Origin of the sequence: Streptomyces herbicida (assembly GCF_032656585.1) — a bacterium.
Taxonomy (GTDB): Bacteria; Actinomycetota; Actinomycetes; order Streptomycetales; family Streptomycetaceae; genus Streptomyces; species Streptomyces herbicida.
On sequence record NZ_JAUYWJ010000005.1, the window covers coordinates 286,498 to 307,894 of the forward strand.

At 71.3% G+C, this 21,397-nt stretch carries 22 protein-coding genes and 3 pseudogenes; 13 read left to right on the top strand and 12 right to left on the bottom strand.

The window, feature by feature from the left end; genetic code table 11:
• The first annotated feature begins 53 nt into the window (after window positions 1-53).
• The 4 genes from Q8A52_RS13595 to Q8A52_RS13610 all read left to right on the top strand — a co-directional run bounded on the left by Q8A52_RS13595 (window position 54) and on the right by Q8A52_RS13610 (window position 4,197).
• Window positions 54-941, top strand: a complete 888-nt coding sequence (locus tag Q8A52_RS13595; RefSeq protein WP_316751531.1) for a hypothetical protein — start codon at window positions 54-56, stop codon at window positions 939-941.
• Window positions 942-1,062: 121 nt separating this feature from the next.
• Entirely contained in the window at window positions 1,063-1,431 is a 369-nt protein-coding gene (locus tag Q8A52_RS13600) for a hypothetical protein (RefSeq protein WP_316751532.1), read from the top strand.
• A 134-nt stretch (window positions 1,432-1,565) separates the two neighbouring features.
• Complete coding sequence (locus tag Q8A52_RS13605; RefSeq protein ID WP_316751534.1) at window positions 1,566-3,581, top strand: NADPH-dependent 2,4-dienoyl-CoA reductase; 2,016 nt, start codon at window positions 1,566-1,568, stop codon at window positions 3,579-3,581.
• 40 nt (window positions 3,582-3,621) lie between these two features.
• Window positions 3,622-4,197 carry a PadR family transcriptional regulator gene (locus tag Q8A52_RS13610; protein WP_316751536.1) on the top strand — a complete coding sequence of 192 codons (576 nt, stop codon included), beginning with the start codon at window positions 3,622-3,624 and terminating at the stop codon, window positions 4,195-4,197.
• 50 nt (window positions 4,198-4,247) lie between these two features.
• Here the strand turns inward: Q8A52_RS13610 and Q8A52_RS13615 are convergent, their stop codons facing one another.
• Window positions 4,248-4,799 carry a hypothetical protein gene (locus Q8A52_RS13615; protein ID WP_316751537.1) on the bottom strand — a complete coding sequence of 184 codons (552 nt, stop codon included), beginning with the start codon at window positions 4,797-4,799 and terminating at the stop codon, window positions 4,248-4,250.
• Window positions 4,800-4,998: 199 nt separating this feature from the next.
• Window positions 4,999-5,997 carry a fibronectin type III domain-containing protein gene (locus tag Q8A52_RS13620; RefSeq protein ID WP_316751538.1) on the bottom strand — a complete coding sequence of 333 codons (999 nt, stop codon included), beginning with the start codon at window positions 5,995-5,997 and terminating at the stop codon, window positions 4,999-5,001.
• Between the two features lie 347 nt (window positions 5,998-6,344).
• On the opposite strand from Q8A52_RS13620, the gene Q8A52_RS13625 reads away from it, so the two are divergent.
• On the top strand, window positions 6,345-7,043 hold the full coding sequence (locus tag Q8A52_RS13625) for a glycoside hydrolase family 75 protein (RefSeq protein ID WP_316751540.1): 699 nt from the start codon (window positions 6,345-6,347) through the stop codon (window positions 7,041-7,043).
• Window positions 7,044-7,169: 126 nt separating this feature from the next.
• Here Q8A52_RS13625 and Q8A52_RS13630 read toward each other — a convergent pair whose 3' ends face one another.
• The 4 genes from Q8A52_RS13630 to Q8A52_RS13645 all read right to left on the bottom strand — a co-directional run bounded on the left by Q8A52_RS13630 (window position 7,170) and on the right by Q8A52_RS13645 (window position 11,653).
• Window positions 7,170-7,580, bottom strand: a complete 411-nt coding sequence (locus Q8A52_RS13630; RefSeq protein ID WP_316751542.1) for a PTS sugar transporter subunit IIA domain-containing protein — start codon at window positions 7,578-7,580, stop codon at window positions 7,170-7,172.
• Window positions 7,573-8,172: a dihydroxyacetone kinase subunit DhaL gene (dhaL, locus tag Q8A52_RS13635; protein ID WP_316751544.1), complete on the bottom strand. Its 600-nt coding sequence runs from the start codon at window positions 8,170-8,172 to the stop codon at window positions 7,573-7,575. The genes Q8A52_RS13630 and dhaL overlap by 8 nt, the downstream gene beginning before the upstream one ends.
• Before the next feature lie 46 nt (window positions 8,173-8,218).
• Entirely contained in the window at window positions 8,219-9,211 is a 993-nt protein-coding gene (dhaK, locus tag Q8A52_RS13640) for a dihydroxyacetone kinase subunit DhaK (protein ID WP_316751546.1), read from the bottom strand.
• Between the two features lie 108 nt (window positions 9,212-9,319).
• Window positions 9,320-11,653, bottom strand: coding sequence for a SpoIIE family protein phosphatase (locus Q8A52_RS13645; protein ID WP_316751548.1), 2,334 nt, complete (start codon window positions 11,651-11,653; stop codon window positions 9,320-9,322).
• Window positions 11,654-11,947: 294 nt separating this feature from the next.
• On the opposite strand from Q8A52_RS13645, the gene Q8A52_RS13650 reads away from it, so the two are divergent.
• Window positions 11,948-12,388 carry a pyridoxamine 5'-phosphate oxidase family protein gene (locus Q8A52_RS13650; RefSeq protein ID WP_316751550.1) on the top strand — a complete coding sequence of 147 codons (441 nt, stop codon included), beginning with the start codon at window positions 11,948-11,950 and terminating at the stop codon, window positions 12,386-12,388.
• Window positions 12,389-12,395: 7 nt separating this feature from the next.
• On the opposite strand, the gene Q8A52_RS13655 is transcribed toward Q8A52_RS13650, so the two are convergent.
• Complete coding sequence (locus Q8A52_RS13655) at window positions 12,396-12,806, bottom strand: pyridoxamine 5'-phosphate oxidase family protein (protein WP_316751865.1); 411 nt, start codon at window positions 12,804-12,806, stop codon at window positions 12,396-12,398.
• Window positions 12,807-13,218: 412 nt separating this feature from the next.
• On the opposite strand from Q8A52_RS13655, the pseudogene Q8A52_RS13660 reads away from it, so the two are divergent.
• The 3 genes and pseudogenes from Q8A52_RS13660 to Q8A52_RS13670 all read left to right on the top strand — a co-directional run.
• Window positions 13,219-13,434 (top strand): annotated as a pseudogene (locus Q8A52_RS13660) (sensor histidine kinase); the annotation flags it as partial.
• 152 nt (window positions 13,435-13,586) lie between these two features.
• The gene (locus Q8A52_RS13665; RefSeq protein ID WP_316751552.1) at window positions 13,587-13,742 is read left to right on the top strand and encodes a hypothetical protein; all 156 of its coding nucleotides are present in this window, start codon (window positions 13,587-13,589) and stop codon (window positions 13,740-13,742) included.
• A 42-nt stretch (window positions 13,743-13,784) separates the two neighbouring features.
• The gene (locus tag Q8A52_RS13670; RefSeq protein WP_316751554.1) at window positions 13,785-14,399 is read left to right on the top strand and encodes an Rv1733c family protein; all 615 of its coding nucleotides are present in this window, start codon (window positions 13,785-13,787) and stop codon (window positions 14,397-14,399) included.
• 92 nt (window positions 14,400-14,491) lie between these two features.
• On the opposite strand, the gene Q8A52_RS13675 is transcribed toward Q8A52_RS13670, so the two are convergent.
• Window positions 14,492-14,701: a hypothetical protein gene (locus tag Q8A52_RS13675; protein ID WP_316751556.1), complete on the bottom strand. Its 210-nt coding sequence runs from the start codon at window positions 14,699-14,701 to the stop codon at window positions 14,492-14,494.
• Window positions 14,702-14,733: 32 nt separating this feature from the next.
• On the opposite strand from Q8A52_RS13675, the gene Q8A52_RS13680 reads away from it, so the two are divergent.
• On the top strand, window positions 14,734-15,216 hold the full coding sequence (locus Q8A52_RS13680) for an RpiB/LacA/LacB family sugar-phosphate isomerase (RefSeq protein WP_316751558.1): 483 nt from the start codon (window positions 14,734-14,736) through the stop codon (window positions 15,214-15,216).
• A gap of 27 nt (window positions 15,217-15,243) precedes the next feature.
• Here the strand turns inward: Q8A52_RS13680 and Q8A52_RS13685 are convergent, their stop codons facing one another.
• Window positions 15,244-15,609 (bottom strand): DUF6479 family protein, encoded by a 366-nt coding sequence (locus tag Q8A52_RS13685; protein ID WP_316751560.1) that lies wholly within the window; start codon window positions 15,607-15,609, stop codon window positions 15,244-15,246.
• 117 nt (window positions 15,610-15,726) lie between these two features.
• Here Q8A52_RS13685 and Q8A52_RS13690 point away from each other — a divergent pair, with 117 nt between their 5' ends.
• Both Q8A52_RS13690 and Q8A52_RS13695 read left to right on the top strand, forming a co-directional pair.
• Window positions 15,727-16,095, top strand: coding sequence for a ferredoxin (locus tag Q8A52_RS13690; RefSeq protein ID WP_316751563.1), 369 nt, complete (start codon window positions 15,727-15,729; stop codon window positions 16,093-16,095).
• Window positions 16,096-16,212: 117 nt separating this feature from the next.
• Window positions 16,213-17,391, top strand: coding sequence for an acyl-CoA dehydrogenase family protein (locus tag Q8A52_RS13695; protein ID WP_316751565.1), 1,179 nt, complete (start codon window positions 16,213-16,215; stop codon window positions 17,389-17,391).
• Window positions 17,392-18,024: 633 nt separating this feature from the next.
• Here the strand turns inward: Q8A52_RS13695 and Q8A52_RS13700 are convergent.
• From Q8A52_RS13700 to Q8A52_RS13710, 3 genes and pseudogenes are all read right to left on the bottom strand, one after another.
• Window positions 18,025-19,200, bottom strand: a complete 1,176-nt coding sequence (locus Q8A52_RS13700; protein WP_316751566.1) for a glutathione-independent formaldehyde dehydrogenase — start codon at window positions 19,198-19,200, stop codon at window positions 18,025-18,027.
• 297 nt (window positions 19,201-19,497) lie between these two features.
• A pseudogene (locus tag Q8A52_RS13705) lies at window positions 19,498-20,580 on the bottom strand (hypothetical protein).
• 292 nt (window positions 20,581-20,872) lie between these two features.
• Entirely contained in the window at window positions 20,873-21,139 is a 267-nt protein-coding gene (locus Q8A52_RS13710) for a hypothetical protein (RefSeq protein WP_316751568.1), read from the bottom strand.
• A gap of 24 nt (window positions 21,140-21,163) precedes the next feature.
• Here Q8A52_RS13710 and Q8A52_RS49030 point away from each other — a divergent pair.
• Window positions 21,164-21,214, top strand: a pseudogene (locus Q8A52_RS49030) (hypothetical protein); the annotation flags it as partial.
• Window positions 21,215-21,397 lie beyond the last annotated feature (183 nt).

Below are 21,397 nucleotides of genomic sequence, written 5' to 3' on the forward strand. Positions count from 1 at the left end.
GACTGTCGGCCGAACGCCCCTCCCCACCCCCCGGAACCGAGGAGCAGCCCCCCATGCCCGCGTCCGCCGCCCGGCAACGTTGTCACAGGGTCCTGACCGGACTCGTCACCCTCGCCACCGCCGTCGTCGTGTCCCTCGCCGCGCCCGCCGCGCCCGCCTTCGCGGCCGACACCTGGACCGAGGCCGGCTCCGACCGCGCCGACCCGCTCACCGAGAGCCAGGGCCTGACCTCGGTCGAGGTCCCGGCCGGCAGTCCCAACCGGTACACCGGCATCGGCACCGTACCGTCCGGCGTGAGCGGCCGCGGCTGGAACCACGTCGGCGACCCCGACGCCTCCTATGACGGCTACTACGTCGAGCCGTACCAGCGGGACTCCGGCACCGCCAAGATGTTCCGGGTGCAGGCGCCGGGCGGTGCCTGGTCCGAGTACGTGCACACGCTCGGCGCCGGGGAGGCCCTCAACAACTCCTGGGTCGCCATCGCACCCGACGGCCAGTGGATGCTGGCGGGCGAGTACGGCACGATGAGCCGGTTCCTGGTCTTCCCCACCCCCGGGGTGAACCCCGGCACCTCGCCCTCGGCGAACCTCCCGCAGGCGTCCACCGTCCACCTGGACCACGCCGTGCGCGACGTCCAGGGCTGCGACTTCTCGGGCCCGACGACCCTGCTGTGCTCCTCCGACGACCCCGCCGGCACCCTCTTCGGCGTCACCAAGCCGCTTCTGCAGATCGACCTGTCCGGCCGGCCGAACGGTACGGCGGACGTGTCCGGCCATGTCACGGCGCTGCGGCAGCTCCCGCTGCGCAGCTCCTGCTCGGGCACCCTCGAGGCCGAGGGCATCGACTACGACCGCCGCACCGGCACCCTGCGGGTGATCGTGATGTCGCCGGGCTTCTGTGTCCTCACGGACAGCAAGACATACCGCTTCACCCGGGGCTGAGTCCTCGCCGGAGTGCCGCGATGGGTGGTGCGCGCCCGGAAAGTGGTGGTTTTCTGGGGGTGTGGCGCGGTTCGCGGGGAACCCGCGGTATCGCGCCGACGCCATGAGAGGAGCGATCACGATGGCCCCTGAGCGAATGCACGACGAGTCCGTCTCCGTCGAGATCAGCGGATGCAGCAAGGAAGACGCCCGGATCGTGTTCGACGCGCTGTGCACGTGCTTCGAGTCCGACCGGTGTGCCGAGGATGTGCCGCAGCAGCTTCACGAGACGCGTCCGATGGTGTGGCTCGGCACGTTCGAGGTCACGGACGCGCACGAGTGCACGACTCCCGCGCGGCTCTCGTCCACCGTCGAGGCCGACGCGCATGGCGGCTACTGGGCGATCGACCGGCTCCGTACGACCCTGGACTCCCTCTTCACGGTGCGCAACCTCTCCTCCGCCTCGGGCGACCAGGAGAAGGAGCTGCACGTCCTGCTCGAAAGCAGGTGACCCGGGCCCGGCCGCACCGCACCCTTGGCCGCGGAGTGGCCGGGCTCACCTCCCTCCGTTTATGCAACTAGTTGCAAAAGGCGGCGGCCGTCCTCTACAACAGAGGCGACGACACCGCGCGCACGGAGGGCCCGATGAGCCGTTACCCGCACCTGCTGAACCCGCTCGACCTGGGCTTCACCACCCTGCCCAACCGTGTACTCATGGGCTCCATGCACGTGGGCCTGGAAGAGGCCGAGGGCGGGTTCGAGCGGATGGCGGAGTTCTACGCCGCCCGCGCGCGCGGGGGAGTCGGGCTCATCGTCACCGGCGGCATCGCTCCCAATGACGAGGGGCGGCCGTACGAGGGCGGGGCCAAGCTCACCACCGAGGCGGAGGCCGAGCAGCACGCCGCGATCACCGAGGCGGTGCACCGCGAGGGCGGGAAGATCGCGATGCAGATCCTGCACTTCGGCCGGTACGCCTATCACCAGGATCTGGTGGCACCGAGCCCCGTCCAGGCGCCGATCAGCCCCTTCCCGCCGCGCGAGCTCACCGACGCCGACGTCGAGCGGACCGTCGACGACTACGCGCGTGCCGCCCGCCTCGCCCGGCAGGCCGGATACGACGGCGTCGAGATCATGGGCTCCGAGGGCTATCTGATCAACGAGTTCATCGCCGCGCAGACCAACCATCGCACCGACCGCTGGGGCGGCTCGTACGAGAACCGGATGCGGTTCCCCGTCGAGATCGTGCGGAGTGTGCGCGAGGCCGTCGGCGAGGACTTCATCATCATCTACCGGCTCTCCATGCTCGACCTGGTGCCCGGTGGCTCCACCTTCGATGAAGTGATCACGCTCGCCAAGGCCGTCGAGGCGGCCGGGGCGACGATCATCAACACCGGCATCGGCTGGCACGAGGCACGCATCCCCACCATCGCCACCTCCGTCCCGCGTGGCGCGTACACCTGGGTCACCAAGAAGCTCATGGGCCAGGTGTCCGTGCCGCTGGTGACCACCAACCGCATCAACACCCCGGAAGTGGCAGAGGAGTTGCTCGCCGGCGGGGCTGCGGACATGGTCTCCATGGCCCGTCCGATGCTCGCCGACCCCGACTTCGTCAACAAGGCGGCCGAGGGCCGGCCCGAGGCCATCAACACCTGCATCGGCTGCAACCAGGCCTGCCTCGACCACACCTTCAGCGGCAAGATCACCTCCTGCCTGGTCAACCCGCGCGCCTGCCACGAGACCGAGCTGGTCCTCTCCCCGACCCGGCTGCGCAAGCGCGTCGCCGTCGTCGGCGCGGGACCGGCCGGTCTGGCCTGCGCGGTGAGCGCCGCCGAACGCGGCCACGAGGTGACGCTGTTCGACGCCGCGAGCGAGATCGGCGGGCAGCTCAACGTGGCCCGCAAGGTCCCCGGCAAGCAGGAGTTCGACGAGACGCTGCGCTACTTCCGCCACCAGCTCGACGCGCACGGAGTGGACGTTCGCCTCGACACCTGGGTCACCTCGGCGGAGCTGACCGACTACGACGAGGTCGTCGTCGCCACCGGCGTCACCCCGCGCACCCCCGACATCCCCGGCATCGACCACCCGCGCGTCCTCGGCTACCTCGACGTGCTGCGCGACGCAGCCCCGGTCGGCGACCGGGTCGCGATCCTCGGTGCCGGCGGCATCGGCTTCGACGTGGCCGAGTACCTCACCGACGGCGGCGACAAGGCGAGCGAGGACCCGGTGACGTACTTCCGCAACTGGGGCGTCGACATGGACCACCGGACGCCCGGCGGCCTCGCGGCGCCGCAGCGGCCCGCCCCGCCGCGCACCGTCCACCTGCTCCAGCGCAAGCCCACCAAGGTCGGCGCCGGCCTCGGCAAGACCACGGGCTGGATCCACCGCACCGAGCTCAAGCACCGTGGCGTCAGCATGGTGCCGGGCGTCCGCTACGACCGGATCGACGACGCGGGGCTGCATGTCACCGTGGGCGAGGAGAGCACGGTCCTGGAGGTCGACACCATCGTCCTGTGCACCGGTCAGGAGCCGCGCCGCGACCTGTACGAGGAGCTGGTCGCCGCCGGGCGCAGCGCGCACCTGATCGGCGGCGCCGATGTGGCGGCCGAGCTGGACGCCAAGCGCGCCATCAAGCAGGGCACGGAGCTGGCGGCGGCGCTGTAGGGGCCCGTGCGGCGGGTCCGCGCGTCCCTAGGATGAGGCCATGTCACTCCCGCACGCGATCCTCACCGCCCTGCTTGAGAAGCCGTCGTCGGGGCTGGAGCTGACCCGCCGGTTCGACCGGTCGATCGGCTACTTCTGGTCGGCGACTCATCAGCAGATCTATCGCGAGCTGGGCAAGCTGGAGGCCGAGGGGTACATCCGCACCCTGCCGGCCGAGCAGCCGGCCCGTGGGCAGAAGAAGCGCTACGAGGTCCTGCCCGCGGGCCGCGCCGAACTGGCCCGCTGGACCGCCGCGTCCCAGGACCCCAAGCCGCAGCGCGACGTCCTGTTGCTGCGGCTGCGTGCCGCGGCGGTCGTCGGCACGGCGGGCCTGGAGGCCGATCTGCGCCGCCATCTCGACCTGCACCGACGTCAGTTGGCCGAGTACGAGGAGATCGAGCGACGCGACTTCCCGCCCGCCCGCGACACCCCGCAGGACCGGCTGCGCCATCTGGTCCTGCGGGCGGGCATCGACCTGGAGACCTTCTGGACGCAGTGGCTCACCCACGCGCTGAAGGAGTTCGACGAGCTTCCGGGTGCGGCCGGGGAGCGCCCGGGCGACGGGGTCGCCGAGTAGGCGAACCGGCTTCGTACGACTGCTCCCGCCGCCCGCAGGGTCCTGCGCGGTCAGAGCCGGTACGGCTTCGAGCGGCGGCGCAGGTACCAGCCCGTGGCGATGACACCGGCTCCCACGAGGGCCGCGCCCACACCGATGGCGACCGGGCCGTAGTCGCGGGCCGCGCCGCCGAGTCCGCCCATCACGCCGCGCGTCGGGGAGGCGGTCGAGGACGTCGAGGCGGTCGACGAGATGGTCGGGGTGCTGACGGGGGAGACGATGATGGACTGCGTGCCCGCGGTGCCGCCGTTCGAGCAGACGACCACGACGGTGTACGTCCCGGGGGCGATGCCCGACCAGGCGGCCGACTGGCTGATGGTCGTGCCCGCGAGCGCCGCCTGACGGCCCTGGGCGAAGTTCGCCTGGCTGCTGCTGAGCAGGGACGCGTTGCCCCAGTTGCCGTTGATCAGGGTGCACGCGCTGGTGGTGACCGACACGGTGGACCCGATGGTGCTCACGGAGATCCCCGAGGCCGCGGCGGACGGCCCGGAGAGCGTGGTCGGAAGGGCGGCAGCGGCCGCCAGGGTCAGGCCGGAGCGGAGGAGAAGTCGAGTAGTGCGCATTGGGCTGCCCTCCGGCGGCACGGTTGGCGGAACGTCCCATGCGCCGCCGAGGGTCGGGAATCGCCCGTGCTGCCTCGTCAGTAGCCAATGCGCACCGGGCCTGTCCCGCATGCGGACCGCCCCCGACCGGGTGACGGATGCCGCCGTCCGGTGGCAGCGGGCGCAGTGGTCAAGGACGCCGGCGGAAAGCCTCCCGCCATCAGGACCCGGAACCGGCACCGCCGCGCGCCCCCGTCGTCACCGTCCGCTCCGCGGAGAACCCGCCCCATGTGCCGTCCGGCAGTCGCGCACGGATCCGCACCCGGTGGACGGCACCGGTGTCCCGTCCTGTGTAGAAGCTGTACGTCGCCCGGCCCCGTGGTGGTGTGCCGCCCCAGACCAGGGACGTCGCCGGGCTGCCGTCGAGTTGGATCCGGTACTCCGTGATCACCCCGTCCGTGCGGGGCGGGAGCCAGGACAGGTCGATGTAGTAAGCACCGTCGCTGCGGTGGGTCGTCGCCCGGAATCCGGTGGGTGCCGTGCTCCGGCCGTCGTCGGTGCCCGGTGTGGTGAGCCGGACCGGGGCGCTCGCCGGGGAGAGGTTGTCGGCGGCGTCGCGGGCGCGGACGGTGAAGGTGTAGCGGGTTCCGGGGCGCAGTCCGGCGACGACGGTCGCGGTCTGGCCGCCACCGACGCTGTGGATCTTCGCCGTGCCCTGGTAGACGTCGTACGAGACCACCGCTCGGTCGTCCGCCGACGCGGCCCAGGACAGCTGGACCGCCCGGGCGGCGACCGCGCGGCCCGTCGCATTGCGCGGGCGGGCCGGTGGTGAGTGGTCCGCGGTGGCGACGGCCGGGGTCGTCGCCCGGACTTCCCGGCTGCTCGGGCCGAGGCGCCCGTCCCTGTCCCGGGCCCGCACGGTGAAGACATACACGGTGGACGGCCTGAGCCTGATGACGTCCACCATGTGCTCCGAACCGGGCACTTCCCGGACCTTTGTGGTGCCGCGATATACCTCGTACGCGCGGATGCCGGGGCCGTCGGTCACCGCGTTCCACATGACGTGGACGCTGGTGGCGCTGCCGGCCGTGGCGGTTACGCCCGTCGGCGCACCGGGCATCCGCCCGCTCTCGCCGTCGGCCGGGCTGCCCCATCCGCAGGACGCGACCAGCAGCAGTACGCCGGCGATCACGAATGGCGGAACGTCAACGCGTCGCACGGCTCTGCCTCCCAGAGGACGGCATGATGACTGTGACAGCAAAGGTCCGGACCAATATGACCCCGTCGGTGCGTTCGCAGCAAGAGGGCGGCCGCATTGGTGACGAGCCGGGAAAGTTACGTATGCTGAGGTTCCTCTCGGCTGAACTCCCCCAGAGGGCAGGGGAGTTCATGCCTGTGGCGCGGAACGCTGTCGTCGCTGATCCCGCGCCGACGCGGGTGGCCGGGGTGCCCTGGGCCGACATCGGCTCAGGTCCCCGGCCCCTGTCGTCAATTGACGGGACGCCAGACCCCCCGGCACCGGTTCGGCGGGTGGCCGTCAACGTTCCCAGGAGAGGTTCCCGCATCGTGCGTGTCCAGTCGCTGACGCTGGCCGCGGCCGGCGCCGCCCTGCTCGTCCCGGCAACGCTTCCCGCCCCCGCCTCCGCCGGCCCCCGCCGGGAGCCGGCGGCGCGCGCCGAGGGCCGGGTCCGCGCCGCCGACCTGCTGGCCCGGGTGCGGCACTGCACTCCCGTTTCACGCGGCCGCTACCGCACCGACGAGGGGGCGTCCGCCACCGTCCGGGTCTGCGGCACCCACGGTGCCGTGTTCTGGAAGGCCGACATGGACATCGACTGCGACGGGCGGTACACCGCCCGCTGCAACCGCCGCACCGATCCGATGTTCTCCGCGGCCACCGCCTTCCAGCAGTCCGACGGCCGTCATCTGAACGCCGAACGCCTGCCGTACATCGTGGTTCCGGCCCCGAGCGGTGTGTGGGACTTCCGTGCAAACGGCGTCCGCGGCGGTGCCGTCGTCGCCGTCGTCTACCGGAACCGGGTCCAGTACGCCGTCGTCGGGGACACCGGCCCGCGCGGCATCATCGGCGAGGCCTCCTACGCCACGGCCCGGGGCCTTGGCATCAGCCCCGACCCGCGCCGGGGCGGGGTGCCCTCCGGAGTCACGTACATCGTCTTCAAGGGCTCCCGGGTCAGGCCGATCGAGAGTCATGCGGCGGCCGTCGCCACCGGACAGTGGCTGGCGGGCCGGTTCGTCCGGGGCGGCTGAACCACCCCGGTCACCCCGGTCACCCCGGTCATCCCGGTCGCCCAGGTCCGGCGGACCGGTGTCGTCGGACGGCCGCCCGGCCGTTGTCCAAGGGCGGGATCACGCCGTTGACGGCGCTCGCCGGCATCACACCTTCCGGTAGCTGTACGCCTCCGTGGCCGCCGCCTCGACCGCGTCGAGGCCGGCCCCGGTGGCCGCCGTGACGACCGCGGCCACCGCGCCCTCCACGAACGGCGCGTCCACCAGACGTGTGCCGTCGGGCAGTTCGTCCCCCTCCGCGATCAGCGCCTTCACGGTGAGCACCGCGCTGCCCAGATCGGTGAGCACGGCGATCCCGACGCCCCGGTCGACCGCGGCGACCGCGGCGGAGATCAGCTCGGCGCTGGTACCGAGCCCGCCGCCCTCGGTGCCGCCCGCCGTCGCGACGGGCACCGCCGCCGCGCCGCCCGCCAGGCCCTTGGCCAGCTCGGCGACGGACGAGGCCACTTCGGCGCTGTGCGACACCAGCACGATCCCGACCAGCTTCTCGTCACTCACCTGCGGCCTCCGCGAGCGCGGCGATGAGCAGCGCCGAACTGGTGGCTCCGGGGTCCTGGTGTCCGATGCTGCGCTCGCCGAGATAGCTCGCCCGGCCCTTGCGGGCCTGCAGCGGGATCGTCGCCAGGGCGCCCTCCTCGGCCGCGGCCCGGGCGGCGGCGAAACCGTCGCCGAGGGCGTCGACGGCCGGCACCAGGGCGTCGATCATGGTCTTGTCCCCGGGCGCGGCGCCCCCGAGGGCCATGACCCCGTCCACGCCTGCCCGCAGCGCCTCGGCCAGCTGCTCGGCACTGACCTCGGAGGCATCCCCGAGCGCCTTGCCCGTGCGGCGCAGCAGCGTGCCGTACAGGGGACCGGACGCGCCGCCCACCGTCGAGATCAACTGGCGTCCGGCGAGGGTCAGCACGGCACCCGGCGTGCCCGGCGCCTCCTTCTCCAGCGACGCCTTCACGGCGGTGAACCCGCGCTGAAGATTGCTGCCGTGGTCGGCGTCCCCGATGGGCGAGTCGAGGGCGGTCAGCCGTTCCGCCTCGCGGTCGACGGACGCGGTCGTCGCCACCATCCAACGGCGGAAGAAGTCGGCGTCGAGCACTGGATCTCCTTGCGTGGTAGGAACGTTGGCGGCCTCTGCCGCCGTGTCACATACCCCAGCGCAGGGCCGGGGTCTTCACCGGCGCGTCCCACAGCCGCAGGAGCTCCTCGTCGACCTGGCACAGGGTGACCGAGACGCCCGCCATGTCCAGGGAGGTGACGTAGTTGCCGACGAGCGTGCGGGCCACGGTGACGCCGCGCTCGCCGAGCACCCGCTGTACCTCGGCGTTGAAGCCGTACAGCTCCAGGAGCGGGGTCGCGCCCATGCCGTTGACCAGGACGAGGACGGGGTTGCGCGGGGTCATGTCCTCCAGGATCGCGTTCAGCGCGAAGTCGGCAATCTCTCCGGAGGTCATCATCGCCCGCCGTTCCCGGCCCGGCTCGCCGTGGATGCCGATGCCCAACTCCAGCTCGCCGGGCGGCAGGTCGAAGGTGGGGGTGCCCTTCGCCGGGGTGGTGCAGGCGCTGAGGGCTACACCGAAGCTGCGGGAGTTCTCGTTGACCTGACGCCCGATGGACTCCACCCGCTCCAGCGGCTGCCCCTCGGCCGCGGCGGCGCCCGCGATCTTCTCGACGAACAGCGTCGCACCGGTGCCGCGGCGGCCTGCCGTGTAGAGGCTGTCGGTGACCGCCACGTCATCGTTGACGAGCACCTTCGCGACCTGGATCCCCTCGTCCTCCGCGAGCTCGGCCGCCATGTCGAAGTTGAGCACGTCGCCCGTGTAGTTCTTCACGACGAACAGCACGCCGGCCCCGCTGTCCACGGCCGCGGCCGCACGCGCCATCTGGTCCGGCACGGGGGACGTGAACACCTCGCCCGGACATGCGGCCGACAGCATGCCGTGGCCCACGAACCCGCCGTGCAGCGGCTCGTGCCCGGAGCCGCCGCCCGAGACAAGACCGACCTGCCCGGCCACGGGGGCGTCCCGTCGTACGATCACCCGGTTCTCGACGTCGACGGTCAGATCGGGATGTGCGGCCGCGATTCCCCGCAGCGCGTCCGCCACCACGGTTTCCGCAACGTTGATGAGCATCTTCATCGGTACCTCCTGGTGGGCCCGGCAGGTAAGCCTCCGACCTGTGTTCTCCCAGGACCGATGCCGACCTGTTGCCTACTCTCGGAAGTATCGACCTTGTGCGGGTGATCGTCACCCGTCCTGGTGCGCCTGGGCGCTCTTGAGGCTGAACCACGTCGTCTTGCCCTCGTCCGTCGGGCGCACACCCCAGTCGTCGGCGAGGGCCCGTACGAGGAGGAGCCCGCGGCCCGACTCCGCGTCCTCGGCCGCCGTACGCGGCTGGGGCAGATGAGGACTGCGATCACCGATCTCGATCGTCAGTTCGATGTCGGTCCGGCAGATGTGCAGTCCGATCGGCCCCTGGGCGTGCTGTACGGCATTGGTGAGCACCTCGGACAGCAGGAGGCACGCGTCGTCCGCGCGGTCCGTGAGGGCCCATTCGTCGAGCACGCGGCCGAGGAAGTCGCGGCCCGCCGACACGGACTGCGGCAGGGCGGGCAGGTCGGTGGTGGCCGTGGCCAGCGGGGCCGCCGGCAGCTGCGTCAGCAGCAGGGTGACGTCGTCGTGGCCGTCGGCGTCGGGCAGCAGGGTCGCCAGCACATGGTCGGCGACCGCCTCGAGGCCGGGGGAGCCGGTCGCGAGCTTGTCCAGCGTCTCGATCAGCTCGGTGAGCTGGTCCTCGATGTCACCACCGGGAGTCTCGATCAGACCGTCCGTGTAGAGCACGAGGGTGGCGCCGCGCGTGAGCGTGGTGCAGCACTGCTCGTAGACGACGTCGCCCACGCCGAGGGGCGCGTTCACGGGAGCGGGGAGCGTCTGCACGCCCTCGCCCGGGACGGTGACCAGGACGGGCAGATGGCCCGCGGAGCAGACGGTCACCTCCCCGGTGTCGGCGGCGATGACCAGATAGCAGCAGGTGACCAGCTGGTCGGGGACGTCCAGGTCGGCGACGACGGTGTCGAGGGCCTGCATGAGCTGACGGGGCTGCATCCCGGTCTTGGCCAGGGCATGTGCGGCGGACCGGAGCTGACCCATGACGGCGGCGGCCTCCAGGCCGCGGCCCATCACGTCGCCGATCAGCACACCGACCCGGCCGGCCCCCAGCGGGATCAGGTCGAACCAGTCCCCGCCCACGCCGGCCCCCTGGGTGGCGGGCAGATAGCGGCTCGCGGTGGCGAGACCGGGTATCGCGGGCGGGGTGCCCATGAGGCTGCGTTGCAGGGTCAGGGCGATGTGCCGCTGCTGCTCGTAGAGCTCCGTCAGTTCCGCCTCGGCGCGCTTGCGGTCGCTGATGTCGCGCACGATGGCGCACGCCCCGATGACCGTGCCGTCCGGGGCCCGGGTGGGCCACAGGGTCACGTCGACGTCCAGCAGACCGCCCGAACGGGTGACGCGCAGGGTCTCGAAGTGCTCGACCTTCGCACCCTGGCACAGCCGTTCCAGGAGCTCACTGATCTCGTCCCCCCGGTCGGGCGGGGCGAGTATCGACACATGCCGCCCGACCGCCTGGGCCGAGGTGTAGCCGTACAGCCGCTGGGCGGCGGCGTTCCAGTACGTGATGCGGCCGTCGAGGGTCTTGGCGAGGATCGCGTCCTGGGAGGACTCGACCAGCGCGGCGAGTTCGTTGATGCGTTCCTCGGCGGCCTTGCGCTCGCTGACGTCGCGGACGGCGGCGGAGACGAGGAGGCCGTCGGCGGTCTCGAGGGGGCTGAGGCTGATCTCGACGGGGAACTCGGTGCCGTCCTTGCGCAGGCCGTAGAGGTCGAGTCCCGCGCCCATGGGGCGTACCTGCTGGTTGTGGGCGTAGTTGTTGCGGTGTTCGGTGTGGTGGGCGCGGAACCGGCCGGGGACGAGGAGTTCGACGGGGCGGCCGAGGAGCTCTTCGCGGCCGTAGCCGAAGAGGGCTTCCGTTTGCGCGTTGACGAGTTTGATCACCCCGGTGTCGTCGACGATGACCATCGCGTCCGGAGCCGCCTCGAGCAGCCCGCGGAAACGTTCCTCGGCGGCCTTGCGCTCGCTGACGTCGCGGACGGCGGCGGAGACGAGGAGGCCGTCGGCGGTCTCGAGGGGGCTGAGGCTGATCTCGACGGGGAACTCGGTGCCGTCCTTGCGCAGGCCGTAGAGGTCGAGTCCCGCGCCCATGGGGCGTACCTGCTGGTTGTGGGCGTAGTTGTTGCGGTGTTCGGTGTGGTGGGCGCGGAACCGGCCGGGGACGAGGAGTTCGACGGGGCGGCCGAGGAGCTCTTCGCGGCCGTAGCCGAAGAGGGCTTCCGTTTGCGCGTTGACGAGTTTGATCACCCCGGTGTCGTCGACGATGACCATCGCGTCCGGAGCCGCCTCCAGTAATCCGCGGAAACGCTCCTCCGCGGCGCGCGGGCCGCCCGCCGCCTCGTCCACGCCGCACCGGCACACCTCCTCGACCACGTCGGTGCAACCGGGCGGCACCACTTCGGCCAAGTCGCTCATGTTCATCCTCGAATCCGCGGCTCACGATGAGATGGGCCATCTCAGCGCAACTCGGGCGCTTCCGCACCGACATGTCGCCAAGTGGCCGCAGCACGCCCGAACCTGCCCACCTGCGATGCCGTCCGTGACAGCTCCGCCGCCAATGGGGCTCCGTCTGCGGGACCGCGGCACGCGGAGGACCGGTCCGGTCGTTCTCCGGAGCGGTGGGGACCGATGGCCTTCGTTTCCGTTTCCGGCCGTGCCGACGATGGAGTGAGGCAGTACCGCTGCACCGGGCGAGGGACGGCACGGCTGATGTACCCCGATGACGGATTCCGCGAGCTGGGCCGGGAGGAGTGCCTGCGGCTGCCGGCGAACGTGCCCCTGGGCCGCGTCGTGTACACCCGACGGGCCCTGCCCGCCGTGCTTCCGGTGAACTTCTGCCTGGACGGGGACGGTGCGGTCGTCCTGCGGACGGCGTCGGAGCCGGTGCGGGCGATCGACGGGGCCGTGGTGGCGTTCGAGGCCGACGAGGTCGACGCGGTGGCGCAGTCGGGGTGGAGCGTGGTCGTCACGGGTCCGGCCGCGGTGATGACCGACCCGGGGGAGCACGAGCGGCTGGTGCGCGGCGGGCCGCGGTCCTGGGTGCCCGCGCCGTGGGAGGTCTTCGTCCGTATCGAGCCGGAGTCGGTCACCGGCCGGGAGCTGGTCGGTGGCCGCACCCTCTACGGCGTGGACCTGTCCCGCACCGGGTAACTCGCCCTCACGCATCCTCCGGCCCCTCGTCGGCGATGAGGCGGACCCCCGTGACCAGGTCCGGGCGGATGCGGACCGCGTAGTCCATGGTCTGCTCCACCCAGGGGCGCAGCAGCGCCCGGTAGCGGGTCAGCTCCTCCGGGTCGGTCACCAGCTGCGCGTAGCCCGTGACCACCACGCTCCAGCCGAGGTGGGTGTCCGGGTCGATGGCGTCGGCCTCGTAGGCGACGACGACCCCCGAGCCCTCACCCTGCCGGGCGTGCGAGGTCAGTGCCGCTCCCTCGTGGGTGCGGATGACGATGTCGCCGTCGATCAGAACGTGGTTGACCGGGCGGACGGTCGGCAGCGCGTGCCGGGTGAACACGACCCTCCCCAGCGAGACACTGCCCAGCAGGCGCAGTGCCTCGGCACGGCCGATCTCGACGCTCCGGTGCGGCCCTCCGCGGGCCGACGGGGCGTGGTCGGCGGGAAGTACGGGGCTGGGTCGGGATGTGTCACTCACGTCTCTGCGTCTCCGGAAGCCACGGGCGGGCTCTGTCAGGTCATTGCAGCCGGACGGGCGGCCGCCGCGCTAGGGCCGTTCGGCCTCGGCGGACGTCCGGTCGGACCGGCCCGCCGCCGCGGAATGTACGAGGTGCGCCGTACGGCACCCGTGCCCCGTCGGCCGACGGGGCACGCACGGGCGGAGCGACACCGCGGGGGATCGGTGCCGCTCCTGATCCCACTGTGCCTCGGTCCGCGCTCGAACGGGAGTGCCGATCGGTCCGCCGGGAGGGCCGAACGGCCCCCGCAAGATCCAGAACAGCGGAACCGGTGCAGGCCCCGGTCGCCGGCCATTACACGCCGACCGCGCCGATGTGATCCTGGCGACCGACGGACGCGAGCTGTGCCTGACGGTCGGCGACAACGGCGTGGGCATTGCGCCCGAGGGCCGGCGCCGCGGACTGCGCAACATGCAGGAGCGGGCCCAGCAGCTCGGCGGCCGTCTGGAGTTGCGCAGCCCCGACGACGGAGGTACCACGCTGGTGTGGCAGGTGCCGGTGGCCGGGCAGGAGGGCCACGGCACCTCCGGCGAGGACGCGCAGACGCCGGGCGACCGACCGGTCTGGGCCGTTCGGACTATGCGCTCGGCGGACTTCTGCCCCAAGCTGAAGATGAAGATGTCGTACGCGGGCACCTGAGCACCCTGGAGGTCGCCATGCACGACACTTGGTACGTCGTCGGCGCGCTTGCCGTGCCCGGCGACGTCGTGACGGCGGCCGGTCCCTTCCGTGAGACCCCCTGCACCGGACCGAACCGCCGCCGGGACCTCGACCCCGACCTTCCGGACACCGAAGGAGCCCGGCCCGTCTGACACACCGAGGACGGCCGGAGCGCGGGAAGGAGGCGACGGCCGATGGCGAGGACACGTCGTAGGAAAGCGACCGGGGTGTGGTTCCGGCGCTGGCGCTGGAGGTGGCGGAGCAATCCGCTCCACCGCCGCAGCGACACCGTCGAGGCCTGGGTCGTGCTCGCCACCTGGATCCTCGCCCTCCTGGGCGCCGTGTTCGCGGGCGTGGCGGCCGCGATGGTGGTCGACGGCAACCTCAGCGAACGCCGCGCGCAGGTCCACGCCGTCTCGGCCGAGCTGACCGAGAACTCGGCGAACGCGGTACCCGCGGCCGGCGGATACGACGACAGCAGGGTGTGGGCCACGGTGCGCTGGACCGCGGAGGACGGCTCCGTGCACACCGACCGGGCGAAGGTCGCCCCTGGCATCGCCGCCGGCTCCAGGGTCACCATGTGGACGGACGGTACGGGCCGACTCGTCTCCAAGCCCCTCGACGCCACGGAGTCGTGGCTCCAGGCGGCCGTGACCGGTGCGCTCGTGGCACCGGCCGTCGGGGTCGCGGTGTGGGGCGGAGGCCGGCTGGTGTGCGGACATCTCCTGCGGCGACGCCTCGCGGAGTGGGACGAGGAGTGGAAGCGGATCGGTCCGCAGTGGCGGAACCTCAGCGGGGGACGCGGCTGACCCCCTCGGCACGCACGCCCTCCGCACCGTTCCGGCCGGCCCCGAACAGGCGGAACTCGTTGCCTTCGGGGTCGGCCGGAACGGTGCGGCCGTCATGGCGCGCGAGAACCGAAGCGCCGAGCCCGGTCAGTCGGCCGGTCCCGGTCGGCTCCCACCGGCAGGGTCGGGTCGTCCTCGGGGCTGCCGATGCCGAGGGAGCGCCGCCGGGCCGGTTCGGCCCCGTCGTACGGGGCCACGGCGCAGCAGGCGGGGTGCTGGACCTGCAGGTCGTCGGCCGAGGCGCTTGCCCCCGTCCGTGGCATGCTCCACCGCACAGGCCGTAGGCTCCGGGAGTATGCGGATCTCCGTCTCCTCCGACATGGACCAACCCGTCGCCCGGCAGCTGGTCGAGGAGCTGCGCCGACGCGGCCACGAGGTGCGCACGTACGGCGCGTTGCAACCGGGGGCGGATCCGCAGTGGGCGGTCTGCTCCGAGGCGGCGGCCCGCGATGTGGCGGTGGGGAGGGCGGATCAGGCCGTCGTGTGCTGCTGGACCGGCACGGGCGCGTCCATCGCCGCGAACAAGGTGCAGGGCGTCCGGGCGGCCCTGTGCACGGACGCGTACACGGCGGACGGCGCGCGTCGCTGGAACGACGCCAACGTCCTCGCCCTCGGTCTGCGTCTGACCTCGGAGCCGGTCCTCAAGGAGATCCTGGACGCCTGGTTCACGGCTTCGCCCAGCGACGAGCCCGAGGACCGCGGCAACGTGGCCCACGTCGGACGTCTCGACGCCGGCCGGACCCATTCGCCTCGGGCCGGTCGGTCACCGGGGTCGTAACGGGGTCGGGCCGGCGTCGCCACGGGGTCAGTGGGCGCCCAGCCCGCCTCCGCCGAACGATCCGCTCGAGCCCTTGCTCCAGCGCGGGCGGTCCTTCGACGTGCTCGGCCGGGTGTCCATGTTGCTCAGCTCGTACGGGGTCAGTGGGCGACCGCCCTCCGGCATCTTGGGTACCTCCTGGGACTCCCGGTTCTCCCGGATTTCGTGCACCGCGCCCTCGGGCGGCAGATGCGGCTGCTCTTCGGGCCGGGGCCGGGGCGACTCCTGGTACTTGACCCGGGAGTTCAGCCAGAAACCGCCGGCGAGCAGCGCCAGGACGGCCAGGGCCACCAGGAAGAGCACAAGACTCATGAGGCCGCTCGCCGCGGCCAGCTGCATGGATGCGGTACTCATAGCACAGGAATACCCCGCCCAGAAGGGGGTGAATCAGACACCTTCCGTGACCGCCGGTCGCATACGGCGACATCGGGTCCGGGGTTTGATCCGCCCGGTCCCGGTTACCCGCCCGATGTGACACCGGCGAATTTCCGCCAGGAGCCCTACCGGTTCCTGGAGGACCGTTTCGCGTGCGCGCAGGCGTGCACGGAGTGCGCCCGGGTGTGCGCACTGGGCGCGAGCGCCATGGGTCCCGACGGGGCCGACGGGGAGGAGCGGATACGGCGGCAGGCCGTCATGTGCGCCGAGGTGTGCGACGCGACCGTCCGGGTGCTCGCCGAGAGCCAGGAGGAGAAGGCCATCCGCATCCAGTTGGAGTGGTGCCGCTCGGTCTGCCTCGAATGCGCGCGGGCCTTCGAGGGGCGGGCCGACGCCGACGGGACCGCCGAGGCATGCCTGGCGTGCGCCCGGGCCTGTGCGGACTTCATCGAGACGCTGGCCTGAGCCGTCGAACCGGCGGGTGGGGGGCGCTGCCGGGTTTCCGGTTCGGCATTCCCAATTTCTGGAACACGTTCTACGGTGTGCGCCGTCAGGACCGGCCATCGGGAGCCTGGAGGCGCCGTGCATCTCGACCACACGCCCGAACAGCAGCGACTGCGCACCGAACTGCGCGCCTACTTCGCCGACCTGGTGCCGGACCACGCCTACGCCCGCTACGCCGACCCGGCCGCGCAGAAGCGGTTCTACCGCGACACGATCCGGCGGCTGGGCACGGACCGCTGGCTCGGTGTGGGCTGGCCCGAGGAGTACGGCGGGCGCGGCCTGACGCCCATGGAGCAGTTCATCTTCTTCGACGAGGCCGCGCAGGCCGGTGTACCGCTGCCGCTGATGGCGCTGAACACCGTCGGCCCGACGATCATGCAGTTCGGCACCGACGAGCAGAAGGCCTACTTCCTGCCGCGGATCCTCTCCGGCGAGATCGACTTCGCCATCGGCTACAGCGAGCCCGACGCGGGCACGGACCTGGCCTCCCTGAAGACCCGGGCCGTACGGGACGGGGGAGAGTACGTCGTCAACGGGCAGAAGATATGGACGACCAACGGCGACACCGCCGACTGGGTCTGGCTGGCGGTCCGCACCGACCCCGACGCCCCCGCGCACAAGGGCATCACCATGCTCCTCGTGCCGACCTCCGACCCCGGCTATTCCTGCACCGTGATCAACACCCTCGCCTCGCACGACACCACGGCCAGCTATTACGAGAACATCCGCGTCCCCGTCTCCCGCCGGGTCGGCGAGGAGAACCAGGGCTGGCGGCTGATCACCAACCAGCTCAACCACGAGCGCGTCACCCTCGCCGCCCACGGCACGATGGCGATCCGTGCCCTGCAGGACGTCCAGCGCTGGGCGATGGAGACCAAACTCGCCGACGGCCGCCGCGTGATCGACCTGCCCTGGGTACGCGGGCGCCTCGCCCGCACCCACACCCGCCTCGACGCCATGAAGCTCCTCAACTGGCGGATGGTCACCGCCGTCCAGGAAGGCACACTCACCCCGCAGGACGCCTCCGCGGTCAAGGTCTACGGCTCCGAGACCCGCCGGGACGCGTACGCCTGGCTCATGGAGATCGTCGCCGCCGCCGGACCACTGAAGGAGGGCTCCGCGGGTGCGGTGCTCCACGGTGACCTGGAACGCGGCTACCGCTCTGCGGTGATCTTCACCTTCGGCGGCGGCAACAACGAGATCCAGCGCGAAATCATCTCCTGGATCGGTCTGGGGATGCCGCGGGTACGGCGCTAGCCTGCTGTGACCAAGCACTTTATTCGGCACTTAGGCTGGATAAATGGCATTGGCTCGGTCGGTCGGTGCTGCGGAGCCATCAGGAGCGACTCCACATTCACGCGCGATCCGGTCCATTTCGGCACACCCCCGACCGCCGGAGGGATCCGTGTGTGCAGTACGGCAGAGGGTGGTCAGCTGCAAAGAAGGGGCGTCGGCACCCAAGCCGCACGTCCTCGCCGTCCGCAGCGCCCGGTCGGCAGCGCTCCGGCGGTCCGACGCGCGGGACACTGAGCGAGCAACACGGCGTCGAGGAGCCGGGCGACCACAACTCCGTTGTCGGCGCAGCTCGGGGCACCTGGCGTTCTGCGGAGCCACCGTGCCTGCTCCAGCTCGCTCCACGGGACCGGATCGCGGCCGAGGCGAAGGCTACGCAGGACCCCGGCCGGCAGCCGGACCACCCCTTCGTCCATACGCAGTGCGCACCGCACAGCGAGCAGCCGGGCCGCAGGCCCGGTGTGGCTCGGCAGGGCCGCGGCCAAGTAGCTGAGCATCTCCCGCACCCGAGTTTGATCACCAGGCCCTCGGGGCGCCGCCGTCTGCGCCGCCCCGAGGCGTCGTTCGGCGACGCCACAGCCATACCCTCGGGTTTCCTTACCGCTTGTGGCCGTTGCCGTGTCCGTCGGGATGCAGGACCACCTTCGTCCAGCCCTCGTCACGGGCGTCGAAGTGCTCGTAGGCGGTGGGGGCCTCGTCCAGGCCGAGCTCGTGGGAGACGACGAAACTCGGCTTCGCCTTCCCGCCGGCGATCAGATCCCGCAGCGCCCGGTTGTACTTCTTCACCGGCGCCTGCCCGGTCCCCATACGCTGGCCCTTGAACCACATCATGCCGAAGTCGATCGGGACCTTGCCCTGAGCTTCCAGCTTCCCCTGGGCCTCCGCGCCGCCGGGGTCCTGGGGCAGGAACACGCCCACCACGCCGATGTCGCCGGTGAACCGGACCGAGTCGATCAGTCCGTTGAGCGTGAGGCTGGCGTCCTCGTGTCCCTCGGGGTCGTGTGCCTGGTAGCCGACGCATTCGCAGCCGTTGTCGGCGCCCAGGCCGAGGGTGGCCTCCTTGACGACCTCCGCCGGGTTCTGCTCGGCGGTGTTGATCGGGATGGCCCCGATCTCCTCCGCCTTGCGCAGCCGGTCGGGCTGGTGGTCGGCCGTCCAGACGCGGCCGGCGCCCTTAAGGAGGGCGGAGTAGCTCGCCATCAGCCCGACGGGACCGGCACCGAAGACGATGGTCTGGTCGCCCGGCTTGACGTTGGCCATCTCGGTGGCGTGGTAGCCGGTCGGGAAGATGTCGGCGAGCATCACGTAGTCGGTCTGCCGCTCGGCGGCGTCCTCGCCCAGACGCAGCGCGTTGAAGTCGCCGTAAGGCACGCGCAGCAGCTCCGCCTGGCCACCCTGGTAGGGGCCCATGTCGGCGAATCCGTAGGCGGCTCCCGCAAGGGCCGGTTCCGGCTGCATGGTCAGGCAGTAATTGGTCAGGCCCTGCTCGCATTGCTTGCAGAAGCCGCAGGCGATGTTGAAGGGCAGGACCACGTACTCGCCGACCTGGACCTTGCGGACGGCCGAGCCGACCTCCACCACCTGGCCCATGTTCTCGTGTCCCAGGGTGCGGCCGGACTCGAACGAGGTGCGGCCCTCGTACATGTGCAGGTCCGAACCGCAGATGTTGGTGGTGGTGATCTTGACGATGATGTCGCAGGGGTGCTCGATCTTCGCGTCCGGTACGTCCTTCACTGTGACCGTTCGCGGTCCTTCGTATACCGCTGCTTTCATGGTGACTTCCCTTGATGTCGCGGCATGGCGGTGATGGAGAGGGCGCAAAGAGCCTGACTCTCGGAAGTGCTGCGACGGGGTCCGGGGCTCCGGCACGCCTCTGGGAGCCGTTCACCTGGATTAGATGGAACGGTCATTTGCCGTCGGCGCGCCAGGCGGAGCTTCGGCGCTCCGGCGGCGTTGCGTCCGGGTCCCCCTCGGCCCCCGAGGCGAAACCACCACGCACCGACCGATCAGCGGAATCTCCGGACCCGGACGACCACCAACCGACGGCAGATCTCCGACTGAGGTCACCCGCTAGTCCCCGTGGTCGTCCTGCAGCACGCTGCGACGCTCCTGTTCGCGCTTGGAATAGGCGGCTGCCCGGATCGCCTCGTCGCTTTCCAGGCCCGATCCCAGCGCGCCACCCACCGTGGCGACCGAAGCGACGAACCAGGACAACGTCCAGTACTCCGAGACGTGCAGCGGCGTTCGTGTCGTGGAGGCGAACACCCGGTCGTTGAGGATGAACAGCGCCCACACCAGGTTGATGACCACCAAACCCACGTGCAGACGATCACCCCGATACCCACGGTCACGACCGTCGAGGCGTTGTAGAGAGCCGCTCTCTTCCTCGCCTCCGGCGAAACCTCATCCGTTCGCTGCCACAGGTTCGCGTCCACGATCAGCCAGCCGATCATGATTGCGACAGACCCGACCATGGCGATCACTAGGCGTGGCGTGCTCAGGGAGGTGGCCAGGTTCCAGATGGTGGAGTTCACAGTGGCGACCGCTCCCGTGGCGAGTGCGGCCGCCAGGGCTTTCGACAAGCCCGGCACCAAGCGCCACGGCCGGTTGGCGCGGACCATACCGAGGAGCACCCTCAGGTAACCGCGCGGCCCACTGGCGACGTACCGCAGATCGGCGATCTCCTCCTCACCGACCTGGCCCGGATGATCGGCGCGAGACGACCGATGAAGGGCCCCCGCAGCGGCTGACTCCCCGGAGGTCCCCCAGCCTCCGTGGCCTGCGGGCCCGCCAAGCTGAGCACGGCTTCTTCCACGGCCTGCCGGGCCCTTGTCTGCAGCCGGAAGCCCCCCAGCGGGGGAAGGGACAGCAGCGCCAAGCCGTGTTCGTGACTCAGATCCACCACGAGCTTGCGCCCATGTGAGTGCAGCGGAAGGTCGGTGAGGGCCACGACGATGTCCCAGTTCCCCTCACTTCGGCGGTCCATGATCCGGTGCATCAAGGTGGGCGAGCCCCTGCGGTGAAGGGCTCACTGACCACCTCGACGTCGAACCGCCGTCCCTGGCCTGACCTGTCGGCGAGCCGATCAGGGAGCATCCGGGCCATGCGCTGCGCGATCTCCGTCGGCGCATCCGGATCCGCCAGAAGAGCCACGACCGTAACGTCCTGTGACGACACCCGTACGACTCCTGCTCGTCGACTGCCCCCGCGATCGCACGTGGCCACCGGATGCCCCCGAAGTAACGCCGACGCCGCGTGACACGCTGGCCCCGGCCGGCAGGTGCAGGCGGTACGGTCGGATCTCCTGGTGCTCCCCCGCGCAGGACCTGCTCCACCACCGGGCCACACGGTTGCGTGCGCCACCGCGAACACCAGCTCCGCGCCACCCCGGTCCGCACCGCACGCCGTGCCACCGGACACCCCGCTTCGGTGTCCTGCCCGGGAGTTACGGCTCGAACCGCTCCCACGGCGCGCCCTCACCAGCGATCCGATGACGTGCCCGATTCGGCAGCGCATCCACACCATCGGAGACCACGCGCTGGAGATCGAGCCGATGCAGCCGGTGAGCGGCGCGCATACGGCCCCCGGCGAGGCGCCGTTCGGCGTTGATGTGTCCTTGCAGACGTATGCCGACGACTTGGGGCTGTCGCTCAGAACCGTCCGCAGCTACCGGTTCGCCGCCCACCGCTGGCCCGAAGGGCAGCGTCGTCACGGCGTCTCCCACAAGGTCCACTACATGCTCGCGGGCATCCCGGACGACCAGGTGCGCTTCGAGACGATCGACGCCCCTCCGCTGGACGAACGCGCCCGGGTGCGGCGCTGGACGACGGGTCTGGCCAGGGCCGCCACATGGTCCGACACCGACGCTGGAAGCACCTCTCATACGCGCTCCGAGGATCACAAACAGGCACTTCAAGCGGGATGGCCCGCGTCAACCGGCCCGGGCTGCTGCCCACGGGCCTCTTCCGAG